At 32.9% G+C, this 17,609-nt stretch carries 10 protein-coding genes; 7 read left to right on the top strand and 3 right to left on the bottom strand.

Features of this window, described 5'->3' with window-relative positions:
* Positions 1 to 43: 43 nt before the first annotated feature.
* Complete coding sequence (locus HRU50_RS10380) at positions 44 to 1,282, bottom strand: peroxiredoxin (protein WP_296350955.1); 1,239 nt, start codon at positions 1,280 to 1,282, stop codon at positions 44 to 46.
* A gap of 116 nt (positions 1,283 to 1,398) precedes the next feature.
* Here HRU50_RS10380 and pheT point away from each other — a divergent pair, with 116 nt between their 5' ends.
* Positions 1,399 to 3,825, top strand: coding sequence for a phenylalanine--tRNA ligase subunit beta (gene pheT / locus HRU50_RS10375; protein WP_296350953.1), 2,427 nt, complete (start codon positions 1,399 to 1,401; stop codon positions 3,823 to 3,825).
* 53 nt (positions 3,826 to 3,878) lie between these two features.
* On the opposite strand, the gene HRU50_RS10370 is transcribed toward pheT, so the two are convergent.
* Complete coding sequence (locus HRU50_RS10370; RefSeq protein WP_296350951.1) at positions 3,879 to 6,344, bottom strand: choice-of-anchor D domain-containing protein; 2,466 nt, start codon at positions 6,342 to 6,344, stop codon at positions 3,879 to 3,881.
* 157 nt (positions 6,345 to 6,501) lie between these two features.
* Here HRU50_RS10370 and tpx point away from each other — a divergent pair, with 157 nt between their 5' ends.
* From tpx to ribB, 6 genes are all read left to right on the top strand, one after another.
* Positions 6,502 to 7,002, top strand: coding sequence for a thiol peroxidase (gene tpx / locus HRU50_RS10365; protein ID WP_296350949.1), 501 nt, complete (start codon positions 6,502 to 6,504; stop codon positions 7,000 to 7,002).
* Positions 7,003 to 7,011: 9 nt separating this feature from the next.
* Positions 7,012 to 7,383, top strand: a complete 372-nt coding sequence (locus HRU50_RS10360) for a diacylglycerol kinase family protein (RefSeq protein WP_296350947.1) — start codon at positions 7,012 to 7,014, stop codon at positions 7,381 to 7,383.
* Between the two features lie 101 nt (positions 7,384 to 7,484).
* Positions 7,485 to 9,923: a DNA translocase FtsK gene (locus HRU50_RS10355; RefSeq protein ID WP_296350945.1), complete on the top strand. Its 2,439-nt coding sequence runs from the start codon at positions 7,485 to 7,487 to the stop codon at positions 9,921 to 9,923.
* 18 nt (positions 9,924 to 9,941) lie between these two features.
* Complete coding sequence (locus tag HRU50_RS10350; RefSeq protein ID WP_296350943.1) at positions 9,942 to 10,583, top strand: outer membrane lipoprotein carrier protein LolA; 642 nt, start codon at positions 9,942 to 9,944, stop codon at positions 10,581 to 10,583.
* 5 nt (positions 10,584 to 10,588) lie between these two features.
* Positions 10,589 to 12,574 carry an LptF/LptG family permease gene (locus HRU50_RS10345; RefSeq protein ID WP_296350941.1) on the top strand — a complete coding sequence of 662 codons (1,986 nt, stop codon included), beginning with the start codon at positions 10,589 to 10,591 and terminating at the stop codon, positions 12,572 to 12,574.
* Positions 12,575 to 12,605: 31 nt separating this feature from the next.
* Positions 12,606 to 13,754, top strand: a complete 1,149-nt coding sequence (ribB, locus tag HRU50_RS10340) for a 3,4-dihydroxy-2-butanone-4-phosphate synthase (protein WP_296350939.1) — start codon at positions 12,606 to 12,608, stop codon at positions 13,752 to 13,754.
* Between the two features lie 83 nt (positions 13,755 to 13,837).
* Here ribB and HRU50_RS10335 read toward each other — a convergent pair whose 3' ends face one another.
* Positions 13,838 to 17,593 carry a transglutaminase domain-containing protein gene (locus HRU50_RS10335; protein WP_296350937.1) on the bottom strand — a complete coding sequence of 1,252 codons (3,756 nt, stop codon included), beginning with the start codon at positions 17,591 to 17,593 and terminating at the stop codon, positions 13,838 to 13,840.
* Positions 17,594 to 17,609 lie beyond the last annotated feature (16 nt).

The following is a 17,609-nucleotide window of genomic DNA, read 5'->3' as shown; positions in this document are numbered from 1 at the left end:
TATAATTTATTTAAAAGATAATAAATAGCGTAGACTTCTCTATTTATTCAGACAATAATAGGTCTAAAAAACTCTCAAATTCCGCTTTAAATTCAACATATTTTTCACCGGTAGCTGGGCCATTAAAACCAGTATGAATTTTGCGCACTATTCCTTTTTTATCTATAAAAATAGAGGTTGGATATGACAATACGTGATTCAACATGGGTAACTTCTCATTAGCTTTCACTTTGCTAGATGAACCATATTGTGCTAATAATATAGGATATTCAATATTAATACGAGATGCCAATCGATCAATGCGACTAAAAGCACTTTCTTTATCTTTTGCATACTCAAAAGCTAAGGCAATAAACTCTATATCTTTGTCTTTATTCTTTTTGTAATAGTCAGCATAATATTTACTTTCATCAAGACAGTTCGGGCACCAAGTACCCATAATTTGAACTACCACAACTTTATCTTTAAATCGATCATCTTTCAAACCTACCAATTCATCTGAAGTATTTGGAAACGTAAAGTCAATACTATCATATCCTTCCTTCAAAAAAGTAAGCTCATTAGCACTTGGCAATTCGTAATCAGCATTTCGCTTGGCTATAAATGGTTCTTTCCAGTGGTTCCCAGAATAAAAAGTACCTTCTAAAGTTGTGTCTGTCACTTTAGCGGTGAATAAAAAAGCATGTGCACCATCAAAAGTGGAAAGTTTCATCGTTTCTCCATCTACAGTTCCTTCAAGATAGCGATAATCACCTGTTGTTGTTCTAAATGTACCTGTAACCGAATTACCAGTTTGTTTAAAAATACCTTTCGCGATGTATGCATCACCTTCAATTCCGGGACTAAAAGTGGTTTCCCAAATTCCGGTGACATCTGAAGTCGCATTCTTTGACGTTTCAAATCGTTTTATCGAACCCAACTCACCATATTCAGCTGCAAATGGTACTACCCTATTTAAACTTTCCTTTATAAAACTTCCTTGCAAATTATCACCTTTAAAAGCAGCAGCTATATAACCTTCAAATACTGGTGTAGTGATAAATACTGAATCGTTTTTATAAAGAATCTCATCAACCTCTATAATTTCTTCTGCATTATAAATCTTCAATTCATCTTTAGACACTACCTCAAAAATAAAAGGTAATAATTCATCGTCCTGAACTTCTAAAAGAGCCCTGTAAGTGCCAACTTTAAGAGCTTTAGTTTCTTTTGTTTGTTGTGAAACTTCTTGTTTACACGAAAAGATAGACAATACGGTTAATAAAAGAATATATCTAGACATAATTAAAGGTTTTTTCATTAATCGAAATAACAACAAATACCTTACATAAAAAAGCATATTCAAGTTTCATTAACATACAAGTATTTTTATCTTTGTGGCTTCATTGAACTGAAATTATGAAGATATCATATAACTGGCTTAAGCAGTTTATAAAAACAGACTGGGACGCAGAGTCAACTGGCGAATTACTTACGGATCTTGGATTAGAAATAGAAGGCATTGAACAATTCGAATCAGTAAAAGGTGGATTAAAAGGTATTGTTGTAGGTGAAGTTTTAACATGTAAGCAACACCCAAATGCAGACCGACTAAAAGTAACTACAGTTAATATTGGTGAAGAAGACCCTGTTCAAATTGTATGTGGTGCGCCAAATGTAGCCGCTGGACAAAAAGTACCCGTAGCTACAATAGGTACGACATTGTATACAGCAGAAGGTGAAGCTTGGAAAATAAAAAAAGGAAAGATTCGTGGTGAAGAAAGCTTCGGGATGATTTGTGCGGAAGACGAGTTAGGTCTTGGTGAGTCTCATGATGGTATAAAGGTTCTAGATGAAGACTTAATTGTTGGTACGCCAGCTTCTGAAGTTTTCGAAATAGAAAACGATGAGGTATTTGAGATTGGTTTAACACCTAATCGTGCTGATGCAATGAGTCATTTTGGTGTTGCAAGAGATTTAAAAGCCGGTTTATTACAAAAGGAAATTAACCTTGAGTTAATTACACCTTCAGTAATGTCTTATCACGTAGACGCAAGATCTCTTAAGATTGATGTTGACGTTCAAGATAAAGAAAAATGTCCGCGCTATTGTGGTGTTACAATTTCTGGGATTAAAGTGGCTGCATCACCGCTATGGTTACAAAATAGACTTAAGGCTATCGGGTTATCACCTATAAACAATATTGTAGATATTACCAATTATGTTTTACATGAGTTGGGGCAACCACTCCATGCCTTTGACGCTAACAAAATTGCAAACAACAAAGTTGAAGTAAAAACCTGTAAAGCAGGTACTAAATTTACTACTTTAGATGGTGTTGTAAGAGAATTGCATGAAGATGATTTAATGATTTGTGATGCCGAAAAACCATTGTGTATTGCAGGTGTTTTTGGTGGAATAGATTCTGGTGTTACAGATGGCACAATTAACGTCTTTTTAGAGAGTGCATATTTTGATCCTGTTAGCGTAAGAAAAACGGCTAAGCGTCATGGATTAAACACAGATGCGTCATTTAGATTCGAAAGAGGTATTGACCCTAATATTACAGAATATGCGTTAAAGCGTGCCGCTTTATTGATTACAGAAATTGCAGGTGGTGAAATCACAAGCGATGTTTCTGATGCCTACCCTAATAAAATAAAGGATTTTGAGGTACGTCTAAGCTTTGACAATGCAAAGCGTTTAATTGGCGAGGAAATACCAAGAGAAACCATAAAAAGTATTTTGACCTCTTTAGAAATAAAAGTGAATAACGTTACAGAAGCTGGTTTAGGACTTACAGTACCAGCGTATAGAAACGATGTGCAACGTGAAGCAGATATTATTGAGGAAATCTTAAGAGTTTACGGTTATAATAATGTTGGAACAACAGAAAAACTGAACGCCTCAATTTCTAATTCTTCTAAGTTTGAAGATTACAAACTTCAAAACATTATTGGTAATCAATTAGCATCGCAAGGCTTCTTTGAGATTATGTCTAATTCATTGACATCACCTAAATACGCGGAGTTAAGTGAAGCTTATAACGCAGATCACAACATCGCAATGCTTAATCCGTTGAGTAATGATCTAGAAGTGATGAGACAATCTTTATTATTCTCAGGTTTAGAAGCTGTAGCTCACAACATAAATAGAAAGAGAAGTGATCTTAAGCTTTTTGAATTCGGCAAAACTTATCACCAATATTCTGAGGAACGCGAAGAACATAAACATCTATCTGTGTTTGTATCTGGTAATAAAACAGAAGAACGTTGGAACACCTCTGCAACACCAAGTGACTTTTTCTATTTAAAAGGAACAGTAGAAGCTGTTTTAGAACGTTTAGGCTTGGGAAGATTTAAATCATCTCCGACAAAATCTAAAAACCTTAGCGAAGGTGTATCATTATCTATCGGAAAGAAAACATTGGTAGATTTCGGATTGGTTAAAAAATCTATATTGAAGCATTTTGGTATATCTCAAAATGTATTATTTGCTGACTTTAATTGGGATAATGTTTTAGAAATGGCTAAGCACAATAAAATTAAGTTTAAAGCCATCCCAAAATATCCTGAAGTACGACGAGACTTCGCCTTATTGTTAGATAACAAGGTAACATTTGAAGACATTCACACAATTGCAAAACAAACTGAAAAGCAATTGCTAAAAAGTGTAAATCTCTTTGATGTCTATGAAGGTAAAAACCTTCCTGAAGGCAAAAAGAGTTATGCGGTGAGTTTTACGCTTCAAGATGAGAACAAAACACTAAACGATAAGCAAATTGATAAAATTATGTCTAAACTACAGTCTAATTTTGAAAGTAAATTAGGTGCTGAGTTGAGGTAAAAAGTACACAATATAGAAAAAGCCCTCTAAAAATTTTCAGAGGGCTTTTTTATTTATTCAGGTCTTGAAAGGGTCATGGTGCCATTACATATGGTGTTTGTATTGGTAAATCCGGGTCCATTATCAATGAATAATTGATAATTAAAACTTCCTGAATAGACATCTGTACTTGGATCTAATGTACCGGTAAAAGAGAAATTTCTGTAACCAGAATCTCCTGCGAAATTGGTAACACTTGTATTGATAATAACTGTTAAAACCCCAGTATCAGTGTCAAAATCATATGTGCTTTCTGAAATCGTATCCCAGGTATGAATAAATTCATCGATATTAATAATCCCCGAGTTATCATTAATAGCTTCAAATATTAACTCTCTGTTATTATAAAAATTTCCTGAAGAACAAGGATTGTCATATGAGGTCAACCAAGGGCCTTCTATACCTTCAGACACCTCAACGCCGTCACCAACTATTGAAATTGTATTATTTTCTGAATCCAAATCATTATTTACAATTACTATTCCTGAGTATGATTGTATGTTAGTGGGTTGGAATATAATATCAACCAACTGTGATGATTGTCCGTCTATCATTCCATTAGTCCAATTTGCAGTAAATCCATTTGGTAATGTTATTGAATTTACCATAATTGGTATGATTGTATTATTTTGAATCGTCAATACTCTAGTTGCTGTTGAATTGATTTCTACATCACCAAAGTCTAAATCACCTGTTAAACTTATTGCATCTTCTACTACTCCTGTTCCACTCACAGAAATAAGATTATTAATATCATCAACATTATTATTTATTATGATATCCCCAGTATATTCTTGCAATTCAGTTGGTGAAAATGTAACGGTTATCTCTTGAACAGATTCGGATGGAATAAGTCCATTATTCCAATTAATTGTAAATCCGTTTGGTACATCTATTGAAGATACATTTACATCTGTCAATGACTCATTTTCTATTGTAAAAATTCGATCTTCTGTAGAACCTATAGAAACTTCACCAAAGTTCAAATCGCCAGTTATAGATATTTCAGCTTCTTCAGCACTAGCTGTAAATTGCAATACACTACCAATAGAATTACCTTGAGAATTCTTTATTTCAACATTAACTGTTTGTTCTGTAGTAAATGTACCTAATGTCCACTGTACCTCAGCAAAGCCCTCATCATCTGTCATAACATTACTTTCATTCAACTCACCATCACCTGGTGTAACATCAAAATAAACTTGAACATTCGATACCGGATCTCCCATATTATCAGTAACTTTCACCTTAAGAGGATCATCTAGTAGACCACCTTGACTTCCTTCTTGATCGTTTCCCGAAACAATTTCTAATGTTGTAGGCGCTTGCCATACTGTAGTACTTGTAGAATATATACTTGTATTAAAATCGACTAAGGTTGTTCCTAATATTTCAGCATCTGCACCTACAATAATATCTAGTCCTGCATCTACCTTTGCATTCCAATCTGGGTTTGTATTATCAAAGCTCACACCAAGCTCTAAATCTTCAGTCATTACTGGAGTACAATATGGTCCTACAATATTATAGAACTTTATATCCATCTTAGGTGTAATTGTTAAATTTTGATTTATTTGAGCCACAGCTGGATTTTCAACTGGCTTACCTGTGATTGTTGAGTTTGTGTCTCCTATATGACTCCAAACCCCATCGTTATAAGTTGCACCAAATGTTGTAGAGTTATTTGAAACGAATCCGCCGGTAAAACCAAACTGACCATCTGCTTGTATTGATAATTCTGCAACTAATTCTGTAGAAATTGTAACTACAACGGGCACCAGTCCTACAAATGTTGTAAATGTTTTATCGAACTCAGCAATTGTTGTAGAAGTATTAAATGCAGCCCCAGCTTCAAGTCCAAAAAACAAACCACAATCAATTATTAAATCTGCATTTTCAGCCTTAAATTCAAAAAATTGAAGAATTCCATCTTCAAATTCAAAATCAATAGTAAATTCGGGATTAAAAGAAGCATTTCCATCAGCCACCTTAAAAACAATTGGCCCGTCTTGATAAATCACGGTATTCGAAAAATCATAATTAAAACCTTCCCCATTCATTGATTGATTCCTAGAAGAACCATTACCTCCATTTCTTCCAGCATCATCTGAAAGATTTGCGGAAAAACTAAATTCTGCATGTTCAAAAACATCTTCTAAGTTAGCTTGCTCGACATCAAAAGTAACCACAGTACCTTCTATATTTTTATCAATTACCTTTACTAAGTAACCTCCATTGTCTTCGCCTATTAATACATCACCAGCTACAACATTTTCAAATTGATCCGCTGGTTCAATAACCAAGGTTCCATTTATTATGTCTTCCGTAGAGCTTAATAACTCAGTATTTTGCTGCACAATTCTCACATTATCATAGACCACTGTATTAAACTGATCTATTAATTCTTGATCTAGGGACTCGTCTTTTTTATCACATGTAAACATGCATAACGAAAACAATAAGATTAAATACTTCTTCATAATTGATAGTTTTAAATTATTAGATGTGTAAAACTACCTATGTTTGTAATTCATAAACATCCCCATTAAAGGGTAATTTTCCCGTCAAAACATTATAATTTCTTTAGGAGTTGACAGATAGAATATCATTAAATTTGTAAGACTAAAAACCTAAAACATGGCAAATATTACATTAGGAGGAAATCCTGTCGAAACTATAGGCAACTTACCAGAAGTCGGTAGCAAAGCACCAGATTTTACGTTAACTGCTCCAGACTTAGCAGATAAAACTTTAGAGAACTATTCGGGTACTAGATTGGTGTTAAATGTTTTCCCAAGTATAGATACTGGTACTTGCGCACAATCTGTAAGAACTTTTAATAAAAAAGCAAGTGAATTAGAAAACACCAAGGTATTATGTATTTCTAAAGATTTACCATTTGCAATGTCGCGTTTTTGTGGCGCAGAAGGTATTGAAAATGTTGAAACACTTTCTGATTATAAAAACGGTAATTTTGGAACCAATTACGGGTTAGCTTTTAAAAACGGACCTTTAGAAACCTTGCATTCTAGGTGCGTTATTGTCTTAGATGCTGATGGGTCTGTATTGCACACAGAACAGGTAGGAGAAATCGTTGATGAACCGAATTATGATGCAGCTATTAATAGCTTATCCTAATCCTATTTAATGCAACAAAAAAAAGAATCTTTTCTTATCAATAGACTTAAAAGTGTGGGCTATGCCTTTAAAGGCATGGTCCTACTTATAAAGACTGAGTCTAGTATAAAAATTCAGGTTTTTATTGCAGTAGTAATGACTATCGCAGGATTTTACTTCGAGATTTCTAAAACCGAATGGATTGCTCAAATAGCCATGATTGGTCTTATCATGAGTATTGAAGGTATGAATACTGCTGTTGAATACATCTCTGACTTCATTCACCCAGACCATCACCCTAAAATAGGACTTATTAAAGATGTAGCTGCTGGCGCCGTATTTATCGCAGCAATAACGGCTGTAATTATAGGTGGAATTATTTACTTACCTAAAATGGTTTAATACCAAAACCACTAGGATAAACGTTAGTTATTTGTATTTTTGAGATTACAACTAAATGTTTATCAATTGACTTTAAACTGAAGTCCTTCTTCAAGACCTCTATGGCAAAACGAACAACTAAAAAGAAGAGTACATCCAAAGCTAAGGCAAAGCCGAAAACTACTTTCAAAAAGCCTTCACTAAAACTAAGTAATCAACAAAAACTGGTTTTTGGAAGTTTGTTAATTATACTTGGCGTACTGCTTTTTATTTCGTTTCTATCATTTATTGTTACTGGTAAAGAAGATCAAAGTGTGCTTACAAATTTCCCGGAACGATCTGAAACCTATAAAAATTGGGCGAGCCAATTGGGTGCTTGGATCAGTGATTTGTTTATTCGTAAAGGTTTTGGGATTCCTTCATTTATATTTTCAGGATTAATTTTTCTTTCTGGGGTCTATGTCACTCTAAACCTCAACAAACAAAAACTTGCCAAACATTGGATTTGGGGTACGCTCATTGTCATTTGGCTTTCAATTTTATTAGGATTCTTTACACACACCTACGATATACTTGGTGGAACAGTTGGGTTTGAAATGAATCATTTCTTTCAAGATTACATCGGTAAAATTGGAACAGCTTTACTTCTACTCTTTGGACTCATAACATATTTAGCGATACGTTTTAAAGTCACTGGAGATACATTTTTAAATCTATTCAATAGTGCAAAGCAAAACATAAAAGACAACAGTAAAGAATTCGAAACTGACAACAACGAAGAATTTCAAACTGCAACTGTGGACAATAGTTTTACGGAAGAAGCAGAAGCTATAAAGTCAGCATTTGAAATTCCGCTTGAAAATCCGGAACCAACCATAAGTAACTATTCAAAGCCTAAAAAAGATACTGAAGATTTAAAAATTGAGGTTACTGAAAAGCCAAAAGAAGAAACGGTTGAAATCCCTGAGCCAGAGTTAAAGGTTGAAGTAGAAACTACTAAAGAAGAAAAGTCCGAGACTGATAATTTATCTGATAAACTTGTTGAAGACTTCGGACAATTTGACCCTACTTTAGAATTAAGTAAATATCAGTTTCCACCATTAGATTTATTGAAGAAATATGATAATGAAGGTATTTCTATAAATCAAGATGAGTTAGAGGAGAATAAAAATAAAATTGTTGAAACCCTTAGTAATTATAAAATTGGTATAAGTAGTATAAAGGCTACCATAGGTCCAACAGTAACCTTGTACGAAATTGTACCAGAAGCCGGAATCAGAATTTCAAAGATTAAGAATCTTGAAGATGATATCGCTTTATCACTTTCTGCTTTAGGTATTAGAATTATTGCACCAATTCCTGGTAAAGGGACTATTGGTATTGAAGTACCAAACAAGAAATCAACGGTTGTATCAATGCGCTCAGTAATTGCTTCGCAAAAGTTTCAACAGTCAAAAATGCAATTACCAGTGGCACTTGGTAAAACCATTAGCAACGAAACCTTAGTTGTAGATTTAGCCAAAATGCCACACTTACTTATGGCTGGTGCCACAGGTCAAGGTAAATCGGTAGGTTTAAATGCAGTATTGACGTCATTACTTTATAAAAAACATCCTGCTGAAGTAAAGTTTGTCCTTGTAGATCCTAAAAAGGTTGAATTGACACTTTTTAACAAAATAGAACGTCATTACTTGGCCAAACTTCCAGACAGTGAAGAAGCTATCATTACAGATAACACCAAGGTTATTAATACGCTAAACTCTCTTTGTATTGAAATGGATAATAGATATGAAATGCTTAAAAATGCATTTTGTAGAAATATTTCAGAATACAATGCCAAGTTTAAAGCTCGTAAACTTAACCCTAATGATGGACATGCCTTTTTACCGTACATCGTGCTTGTGGTTGACGAGTTTGCGGATCTAATCATGACTGCTGGTAAAGAGGTAGAAACACCAATTGCTCGTTTAGCACAATTAGCCAGAGCTATTGGGATTCACTTAATTATTGCGACACAAAGACCTTCAGTTAATGTTATTACAGGGATTATAAAAGCCAATTTCCCAGCAAGAATAGCGTTTAGGGTAACTAGTAAAATAGATTCTCGTACCATTTTAGATGGTGCAGGTGCAGATCAATTAATTGGTCGCGGTGATATGCTTTATACTCAAGGTAATGACCTTATCCGTATACAGTGTGCCTTTGTAGATACCCCAGAAGTAGAAAAAATAACAGAATTTATTGGATCGCAAAAAGCCTATCCAGATGCACATTTACTGCCAGAATATGTAGGTAGCGACGATGGCACAAATCTTGATATAGATATTGCGGATAGAGATAAGTTGTTTAGAGAAGCTGCTGAAATTATTGTGACGGCCCAACAAGGTTCAGCTTCACTATTACAACGAAAGCTAAAATTGGGATACAATAGAGCTGGAAGAATTATAGATCAACTGGAAGCTGCAGGAATTGTAGGTCCTTTTGAAGGTAGTAAAGCGAGACAAGTATTGGTTCCAGATTTTATAGCGCTAGACCAATTACTAGAAAATGAAAAACAATAATAGTACAGAATAAAGAAAATGAAAAAATTACTTGTAATTACATTTATTGCACTTGGATTAACAGTATTTGCACAAAATGATGTTAAAGCTGAAAAGTTACTGAATGAGGTAAGCACTAAGATTAAAAGTTATAAAAATATAAGCATCGATTTTAAATATGAACTGAATAATGCTAGTGAAAATATTAATCAAGTTACTCGTGGTGATGTCGTTTTAGAAGGTGAAAAATACAAATTGAATATTCTTGGGGTTACTCGTATTTATGATGGTAAAACATTGTATACGATTAGTCCAGAAGATGAGGAAGTTACCATTTCATCAGAAAATACAGAAGATGAAAACACTATTACACCAAATGATATGTTATCTTTTTATGAGGATGGATACACCTATAAAATGGATATTGTTCAGAATGTAAAAGGAAGAAAAATTCAATATGTTAAACTCAATCCTATTGACACCAATTCTGAAATAAAATATATCTTATTAGGCATAGACGCTACAACTAAGCACATCTATAACCTTATTGAAGTTGGTAGTAATGGGACTAAAACCACATTAACAGTTAATTCTTTTAAAACAGACGAGCCTATTTCAAAAACCTTATTTACATTTGACGAGAGTAAATACAGTGATTACTATATCAATAAATTAGATTAAGGTTAGTGAAAATATTAGATAGGTACATTCTTATCACATTCTTAAGGACGTTTTTTAGCGTCTTTATTATATTCATGTTCATCTTTGTGTTACAAGGTGTATGGCTTTACATATCTGAGCTTGCAGGGAAAGATTTAGACATTACAGTAACGGCAAAGTTTATCATCTACTACATGCCAAAGCTTATTCCTTTGGTTGTGCCGCTTACAGTGCTTTTATCTTCGATAATGGTGTTCGGAAATTTTGCCGAGAACTATGAGTTCGCCGCCATGAAATCCACAGGTATTTCATTACAACGTGCCATGCGTAGTCTGAGTGTTTTTATTGTTGGACTAGGTATCGCTTGTTTTTTCTTTGCCAATAATGTTATTCCTTGGGGCGAATATAATTTTTACAATTTAAGACGTAATATCGCTAAAGTAAAGCCTGCGTTAGCTATTGCTGAAGGTCAGTTCAACGAAATTGGTAACATCAACATTAAAGTAAATAAAAAATCTGGTGACAGAGGCCAATATCTTGAAGGTGTAATCATACATGATAAGAATTCTACCAGAAGAGGTAATTATAAGGTAATTGTTGCTGAGAAGGGTGAATTAAAAAGTAGCGAGGATTCTAACATATTGCAGCTAAAACTGAGTAATGGAAATTATTACGAAGAAATTCTAAGTCAAGATGTAAGAAAGAATAAAAACAGACCTCATGCTAAAAGTTATTTTGACAACTATACCTTTAATGTTGATTTAGAAATTTTAAGTACAGAAGATCTTGAAGAGAAAAATTATAAAGATCGACATAGTATGCTGTCTGTAGATCGATTAGCATATACTATTGATAGTTTAAAAACTGAACGTACACAAGACTACACTTCGTTCGGCACAACCTTGTTTAATAGAAGTACATTTCCTTCATTAAATAAAAATATTGAACCTAAAAAAACGAAGGATTCTGTTTTTGACGGTGAAGTCTTGGAATTATTCAATTTGCGTCAAAAAATTCAAATATTAAGCTTGGCACTGAATTCAGTGAACAGTACAGATCAGATCATAAATTCAAATAAGAAGAACTTCGAAAAGAAAGCTATTAGATTAAATAAACATATCATAGCAATGCATGACAAATTTGTTTTAGCATTTGCTTGTATCATTTTATTTTTTGTTGGGGCACCACTTGGTGCCTTAATACGAAAAGGTGGGTTAGGTCTTCCAATTGTAATTGCGATAGTCTTATTTTTAACTTATCATTTTTTTGGAATTTTTTCAAAGAATAGTGCCGAAAAAGGCAGCTTCAGCCCAATAATTGGGTCTTGGTTATCTACTGCGGTAATGTTTCCTTTAAGTATTTATTTAACAACCAGAGCCACCAATGATAAAGGTGTTTTTAATTTTGATGCGATTACTGTGCCAATTAAGCGTTTATTTGCTTCAAAAAACAAATTACGTTTATCTGAGAGCGAAACTAAATCGTATAATTATTACAAACGCTATTCAATAGAAGAACTTGTTAATGTCGTAAAGCGTCAAGGTGAATTTGATTTAGATAAAAAGCCTAAAAAAGTTGCATTACACACTTTACTCAGTCAAAATATCACTTTAGAAACATTAAAGAACGAAGGATTAGAGGTGCCTGACAATCTTATAAAGGGAAAAAAACTTTTAAAGGACTATAAGGACTATTCTAAAACGAGCTTAGTGAGTTATTGTATTGCGGTTGTATTGCTTGTTTTACACTTTGTTTTTAAAAACAATAAACTTCCCGAATTAGCTGATGCCTCATTAAGCTTAAGTATAATAGCTTTTATATTTTTTACTATATATGTTATTGTAGATGCTTTCATTTATTCTAAGTTTTATATTACCATCGGACAGAAGAATAAAAGAATCAATCCTATTATTTTAATTCTTACACTTCCTTTATATCCTTTTAAATACATTGTATTTAGAAATAAGATACAAGACGACTTCTACCAAAGTTGCATTCAGAACATAAAATAAGCGTATCTTTGCGGAACTAAAATTTAGGACCATGACTACAAATTCTGTTTCTTCTGAAACAAAGCTTCATACTATTGAAGAAGCTATAGAAGATATTCGCCAAGGCAAAGTTATTATTGTTGTTGATGATGAAAACCGTGAAAATGAAGGTGATTTTTTGGCCGCAGCAGAGATGGTGACACCAGAAATGATAAACTTTATGGCTACTCATGGTCGAGGACTTATCTGTGCACCACTCACTGAGCATCGTTGTGAAGAACTAGAACTCAACATGATGGTAAGAAACAACACTGATCCTATGGAAACAGCATTTACTGTGTCAGTTGATTTGCGCGGAAATGGTGTCAGTACCGGTATTTCAGCTAGTGATAGAGCAAAAACTATAAAAGCACTAGTTGCGAAGGACACTAGACCTTTTGAGTTGGGTAGACCAGGTCATATATTTCCATTGATTGCAAAAGAAGGTGGCGTACTAAGACGTACTGGACATACAGAAGCGGCTATTGATTTTGCACGTTTGGCTGGTTTTGAACCTGCTGGTGTTATTGTAGAAATCATGAATGAAGATGGCACAATGGCTCGTCTTCCTCAACTTATGGAAGTTGCTAAGAAATTTGATCTAAAAATTGTTTCTATTGAAGACCTAGTGGCTTACCGTATGGAATACGACTCACTTATTGAAAAGAAAGAAGACTTTGATATAGAAACAAGATTCGGTAAATTTAGACTTAGGGCCTATTTACAAACCACAAATAATCAAGTACATATTGCATTAACTAAGGGTAATTGGAAATCTGACGAAACGGTACTTACTCGTGTTAATGCCACACTTGTTAATAACGACATACTTGGCACACTTACTAACAACGCCGACCAAAAATTAGATGATATGTTTAAGGTTATAAATGATGAAGGCAAAGGTGCCATCATCTTTATTAACCAACAAGCACAGTCTATGAATTTACTATCGCGTCTAGAGGTTTTAAAGGAAAACCAAAAAGATGGTGAGCTAATTAAAGCACCTAGAATCTCAATGGATTCTAAGGACTTCGGTATAGGTGCTCAAATTTTACACGACCTTAAAATTAGTAAGCTAAAGCTAATCTCCAACTCATTACAAACCAAACGTGTTGGTATGATAGGCTATGGTTTAGAAATTGTAGACTATATTAATTATTAGTCAGTAGACAATCATTAACAATAAAAAAAACACCAATATTCAAATTAGAATATTGGTGTTTTTAATTCTATGAATACTGAGATCTATTTAAAACCTATATACTCTAATTCTGAGTCCAAAATACTTTTTACGTAGGTTTTGTAGTCTATATAATCTTCTGGCATAACATCATCACTTGGTGTATTTGCTTCAATACTTACCATTAGTTTATTAGGCTTTGCTAAATCATAATTGATGGAATATGAATGATTCTTAAATTTAAAGTTCTTACTTTCTGGTACTTCTACAAAAGATTCGCCTTCTTTAAGTTCAATTGTATACTTCGTCTTATACGCATCTACATTCTCATATTGAATGTAATTAATAGGATACTGTCTTTCTTCTAACTGAATAATAGAATTTTCATATGGATGCGTTAAAATTGGTAATTGTAAAATTTTAATTGATCCAATACCATTCAATTTCTTATTAATTGTAAGATCAGACTTAAATGATACTTCTGAACTGTCATTTAATTTCTTAAAGTCCGAAATCTCATTTAATGTAAAATCGTCTATAAGTTTACCTTTATAATCATCAGTCATAGAAGTTTTTATAACTTCCTCATTTGGCTCACTAAACACCTCATTATAGTAAGACACATTATGACCCTTTACATGCGTTGTAATATCTAAGTTTAAATTATCTTTTGTAACATTGATAACAACATCATTATCTATTAATGATTTTTTTCTTGACACATTATCAAGGTGTTTTAACTGGTATTTAGTTGATATTTTTTCGGAATCAAAAGGAATTTCTAAAGCTGTAGCACCTCTTAAACTAGTTGGTAGAGTCTTATATGGTAGATACTTACTCGTAAGCTCCATGAATTGAGGCTTGCCATCTATCATTACTTTTACAATACAATGATTAAAGTCTGTACTAGGAAGAACTAGACTATTTCTTCCATAGTCTGAAGTTAAAATTAATACCAAATTAGACTCTAATTCTGCCATTTTAGCTAAGGTTACAAACAGTGTTGAAAAATCTTTACAGTCTCCAAGTCCTGTATTAATTGTTTTAGCTGGCTTTTGAGGAATAAAACCACTTTGTCTAAAACTCACATAGCTGTAATTAAATTCGGAGGTAACGTAGTTATATATAGTTTTCGCTTTCTCATCATCACTTAAACCTTTATAACCGTTTGGAAACAATTTATTGAACTCCTCCTCTACTTTAGTATTAATCTCAATTCTTGATCTCACTAAATCAGAGTACCAAATTGCTATATCATTCCACTCTTTTATAGTATTAAAGTGTAAGTATGCAACATGGTCTACTGAGTTAGGCATATAATCTTCAGCATACTCTAAAGTTTTTGCGTTTTCAATATTCCAAGTATAAAGCTCATATTCGCCTTTATCTTCAATTTTAGGCGCCACATCACCATTTACAAATTTGTAAAATAACTTATTCGCTTTTGGTACTAAAATATCAACGTTTGTAAGTACAGTTGGATGGAATGAACCAACTTGAATATTATCTGAAATATCTTTGTAAAATCTTCCGGTCGTTGATACAATTCCTTCGTAATCTATATAAACAACGTCACCAATGCTTATATCGTTAAACACCAAATTAGATCCACTTCTATCTGCAGGAACAATACTTCCGTCTGGTTTTACAAGTTCAGACTTTAAAAAATTATAAGATCCACTTAGCCCTAAATTATATTCCTTAAATGTTTCAATACCGTTATTAGAAGTTACTTCGTATATATATACATACCTGTACTTAAAGCCACCTTCTTCAAAAATCTCTATGTTACTATCATCTAAAAGAATATTAAATCCATAATTATTAGTGGTAATTTTATTTCTATTAGCTTCTATATAATCATAAGCTTCCTCTTCAACTAATTCATTTATAAGGTTTGCTTTTTTAGTGATATCATTAATCTTTTTTCTAAGTTTTGAATCACCACTATTATGATTTAAAGAAGATTGGTAAAATTTTAATGCTTCATCGGTTCTACCTAATTGCTTTAGGATATCACCTTTAAGTTCCATAGTTGTAAAACTATATGGATAGTTTTGCAACATTCTGTCTACATATGGTAGTGCCTTTGCATATTTCTGATACTCAACATATTTATCTACAATACGCTCTATGTAATAGTTATCATACTCAAGATCTTCATAATCCTTAACGATCATCTTTAAAACCTTGTTTTTCTGATTCTTATCCTCGTAATATCTAATTAATTTGTTTTCAGCATTGATACTAAAGTTATTATCAACAATTTCCTCTAATAAACGGATGGTTCTATCTTGATCTTGAAAAATTTGATCAAATAATGGCACATACTTCAATCTAATATTAAGACTACCATTTTTCTCAGATATTGCATTTAACTTCTCTAAGGTGTTCTTTATACCATTTATATCTTCTTTTCTTGCATAAGAGATAAAATCTGCCGCCACCTTAATTGTTTGCGAATCGAAGGCATTTTTTAATTTTACTATATATTCATCAAACTCGTCCATACTCATTCTAGAAAGTTCTGAATAATCGTCAAGTTTATTTAATATAGGTAAGTAGTACTCAGAATCGTCTCGCTCAATATTCTCTCTAAGTTCTTTAGAAGATGTGTAATCTTTCTCTAAATTGTAAGTGGTTATTAAAGCACCTCTTAGAAACGAACTTTTAGGATAGTCCTTATAAAAAGGCATAATTACATTTCGTGCCTCTTCATACTTTGAATTTCTGATATAACTGTGATATAAAGCGTAATGGTATAAAAAGTTCTTCGAATCTTCCTTAATTTTAGATTTAAAGAATGCTACAAAATCATTTTCTTTTTCAATAGGATCTAATGCCTCTAGCGAAGATTGGTTATAGCTAACAGGTTTTTCAGAAATTGTTAAATTACTTAGAGCTTTTTTATTTTCATCGGTTAATGACAATAAAAAATATGAGGTTGAATTACTCTCTGCAGTTTTAATTAGTAATCGGTTAGTCCCTTTTGGCAGGTTGACCAAAACTTCATAAGCATTGAGTTCTGTTGTAACATCGTCATCATTTACATACACTTCTACATCATTTAAAAACAACTTAAATGCTGAACCACATCCTACACGTACAATAACACGCTGATCTACTGGTGATGTCACAAACGTTTGAGCATAATTAACTCCAGAACCATATTCATTGTGATGTGAGTAAAATTGATAAGCTTCATTTTTATTTACACCTTCATACCAGCCTATAGAACCATTACTTCTTGCATCAAATAAAACTGTATCGTCTGCAACACTCTCTGGTTCGTAAATTTTGTCTAAACCACTTTCATTTAAGTTTTCGAAGCTGCCACAATATTGCCAATCTCTAATGGCATTAATTTTAGTATTTAGCTCGTAATAAGTATCCCAATCGTTATTGTTTCTCGCAGAAACAGCGTTAATGTATAATATTGCATCAATCAAGTCTGGATGTTTCACACCTTGCTTCGTGATAGCATCAATGGCATGACGAATATCATTATTAAAACCTTCATCTATATAATCTTGAAATAAAAAAGATTTATTCCAAAATGCATAGAGGTAATTCTCAAAATCTGGTTTTGATAAGAACTCTTTTAAGAATCTTTTATCAGGATTAATCTTTCCTTTTTCATTCTTAAGAATTTCATTGGCCAACAACCATTCAATATCGGCAGATTTTATTCCGTTTAAAGTCTTGGTGGCTTTTAATCTATTGTTTGATAAAAGTTGATCCCAAAATTTGGAATAATCCTTTTGGGCATGACATACTGTTAATGCCATGAAAGCTGTAATTATAAAAATTACCTTTTTCATAAATTAAGATGTTAAT

Origin of the sequence: Winogradskyella sp., assembly GCF_013213835.1 — a bacterium.
Classification (GTDB): domain Bacteria; phylum Bacteroidota; class Bacteroidia; order Flavobacteriales; family Flavobacteriaceae; genus Winogradskyella.
Note: the sequence above shows the minus strand (reverse complement) of the source record. Positions and strands in the feature narration are given on the sequence as shown.

Coding starts and splice junctions, on each gene's coding strand:
- HRU50_RS10380 (WP_296350955.1), bottom strand. CDS start 1,282: ATGTCTAGATATATTCTTTTATTAACCGTATTGTCTATCTTTTCGTGT.
- pheT (WP_296350953.1), top strand. CDS start 1,399: ATGAAGATATCATATAACTGGCTTAAGCAGTTTATAAAAACAGACTGG.
- HRU50_RS10370 (WP_296350951.1), bottom strand. CDS start 6,344: ATGAAGAAGTATTTAATCTTATTGTTTTCGTTATGCATGTTTACATGT.
- tpx (WP_296350949.1), top strand. CDS start 6,502: ATGGCAAATATTACATTAGGAGGAAATCCTGTCGAAACTATAGGCAAC.
- HRU50_RS10360 (WP_296350947.1), top strand. CDS start 7,012: ATGCAACAAAAAAAAGAATCTTTTCTTATCAATAGACTTAAAAGTGTG.
- HRU50_RS10355 (WP_296350945.1), top strand. CDS start 7,485: ATGGCAAAACGAACAACTAAAAAGAAGAGTACATCCAAAGCTAAGGCA.
- HRU50_RS10350 (WP_296350943.1), top strand. CDS start 9,942: ATGAAAAAATTACTTGTAATTACATTTATTGCACTTGGATTAACAGTA.
- ribB (WP_296350939.1), top strand. CDS start 12,606: ATGACTACAAATTCTGTTTCTTCTGAAACAAAGCTTCATACTATTGAA.
- HRU50_RS10335 (WP_296350937.1), bottom strand. CDS start 17,593: ATGAAAAAGGTAATTTTTATAATTACAGCTTTCATGGCATTAACAGTA.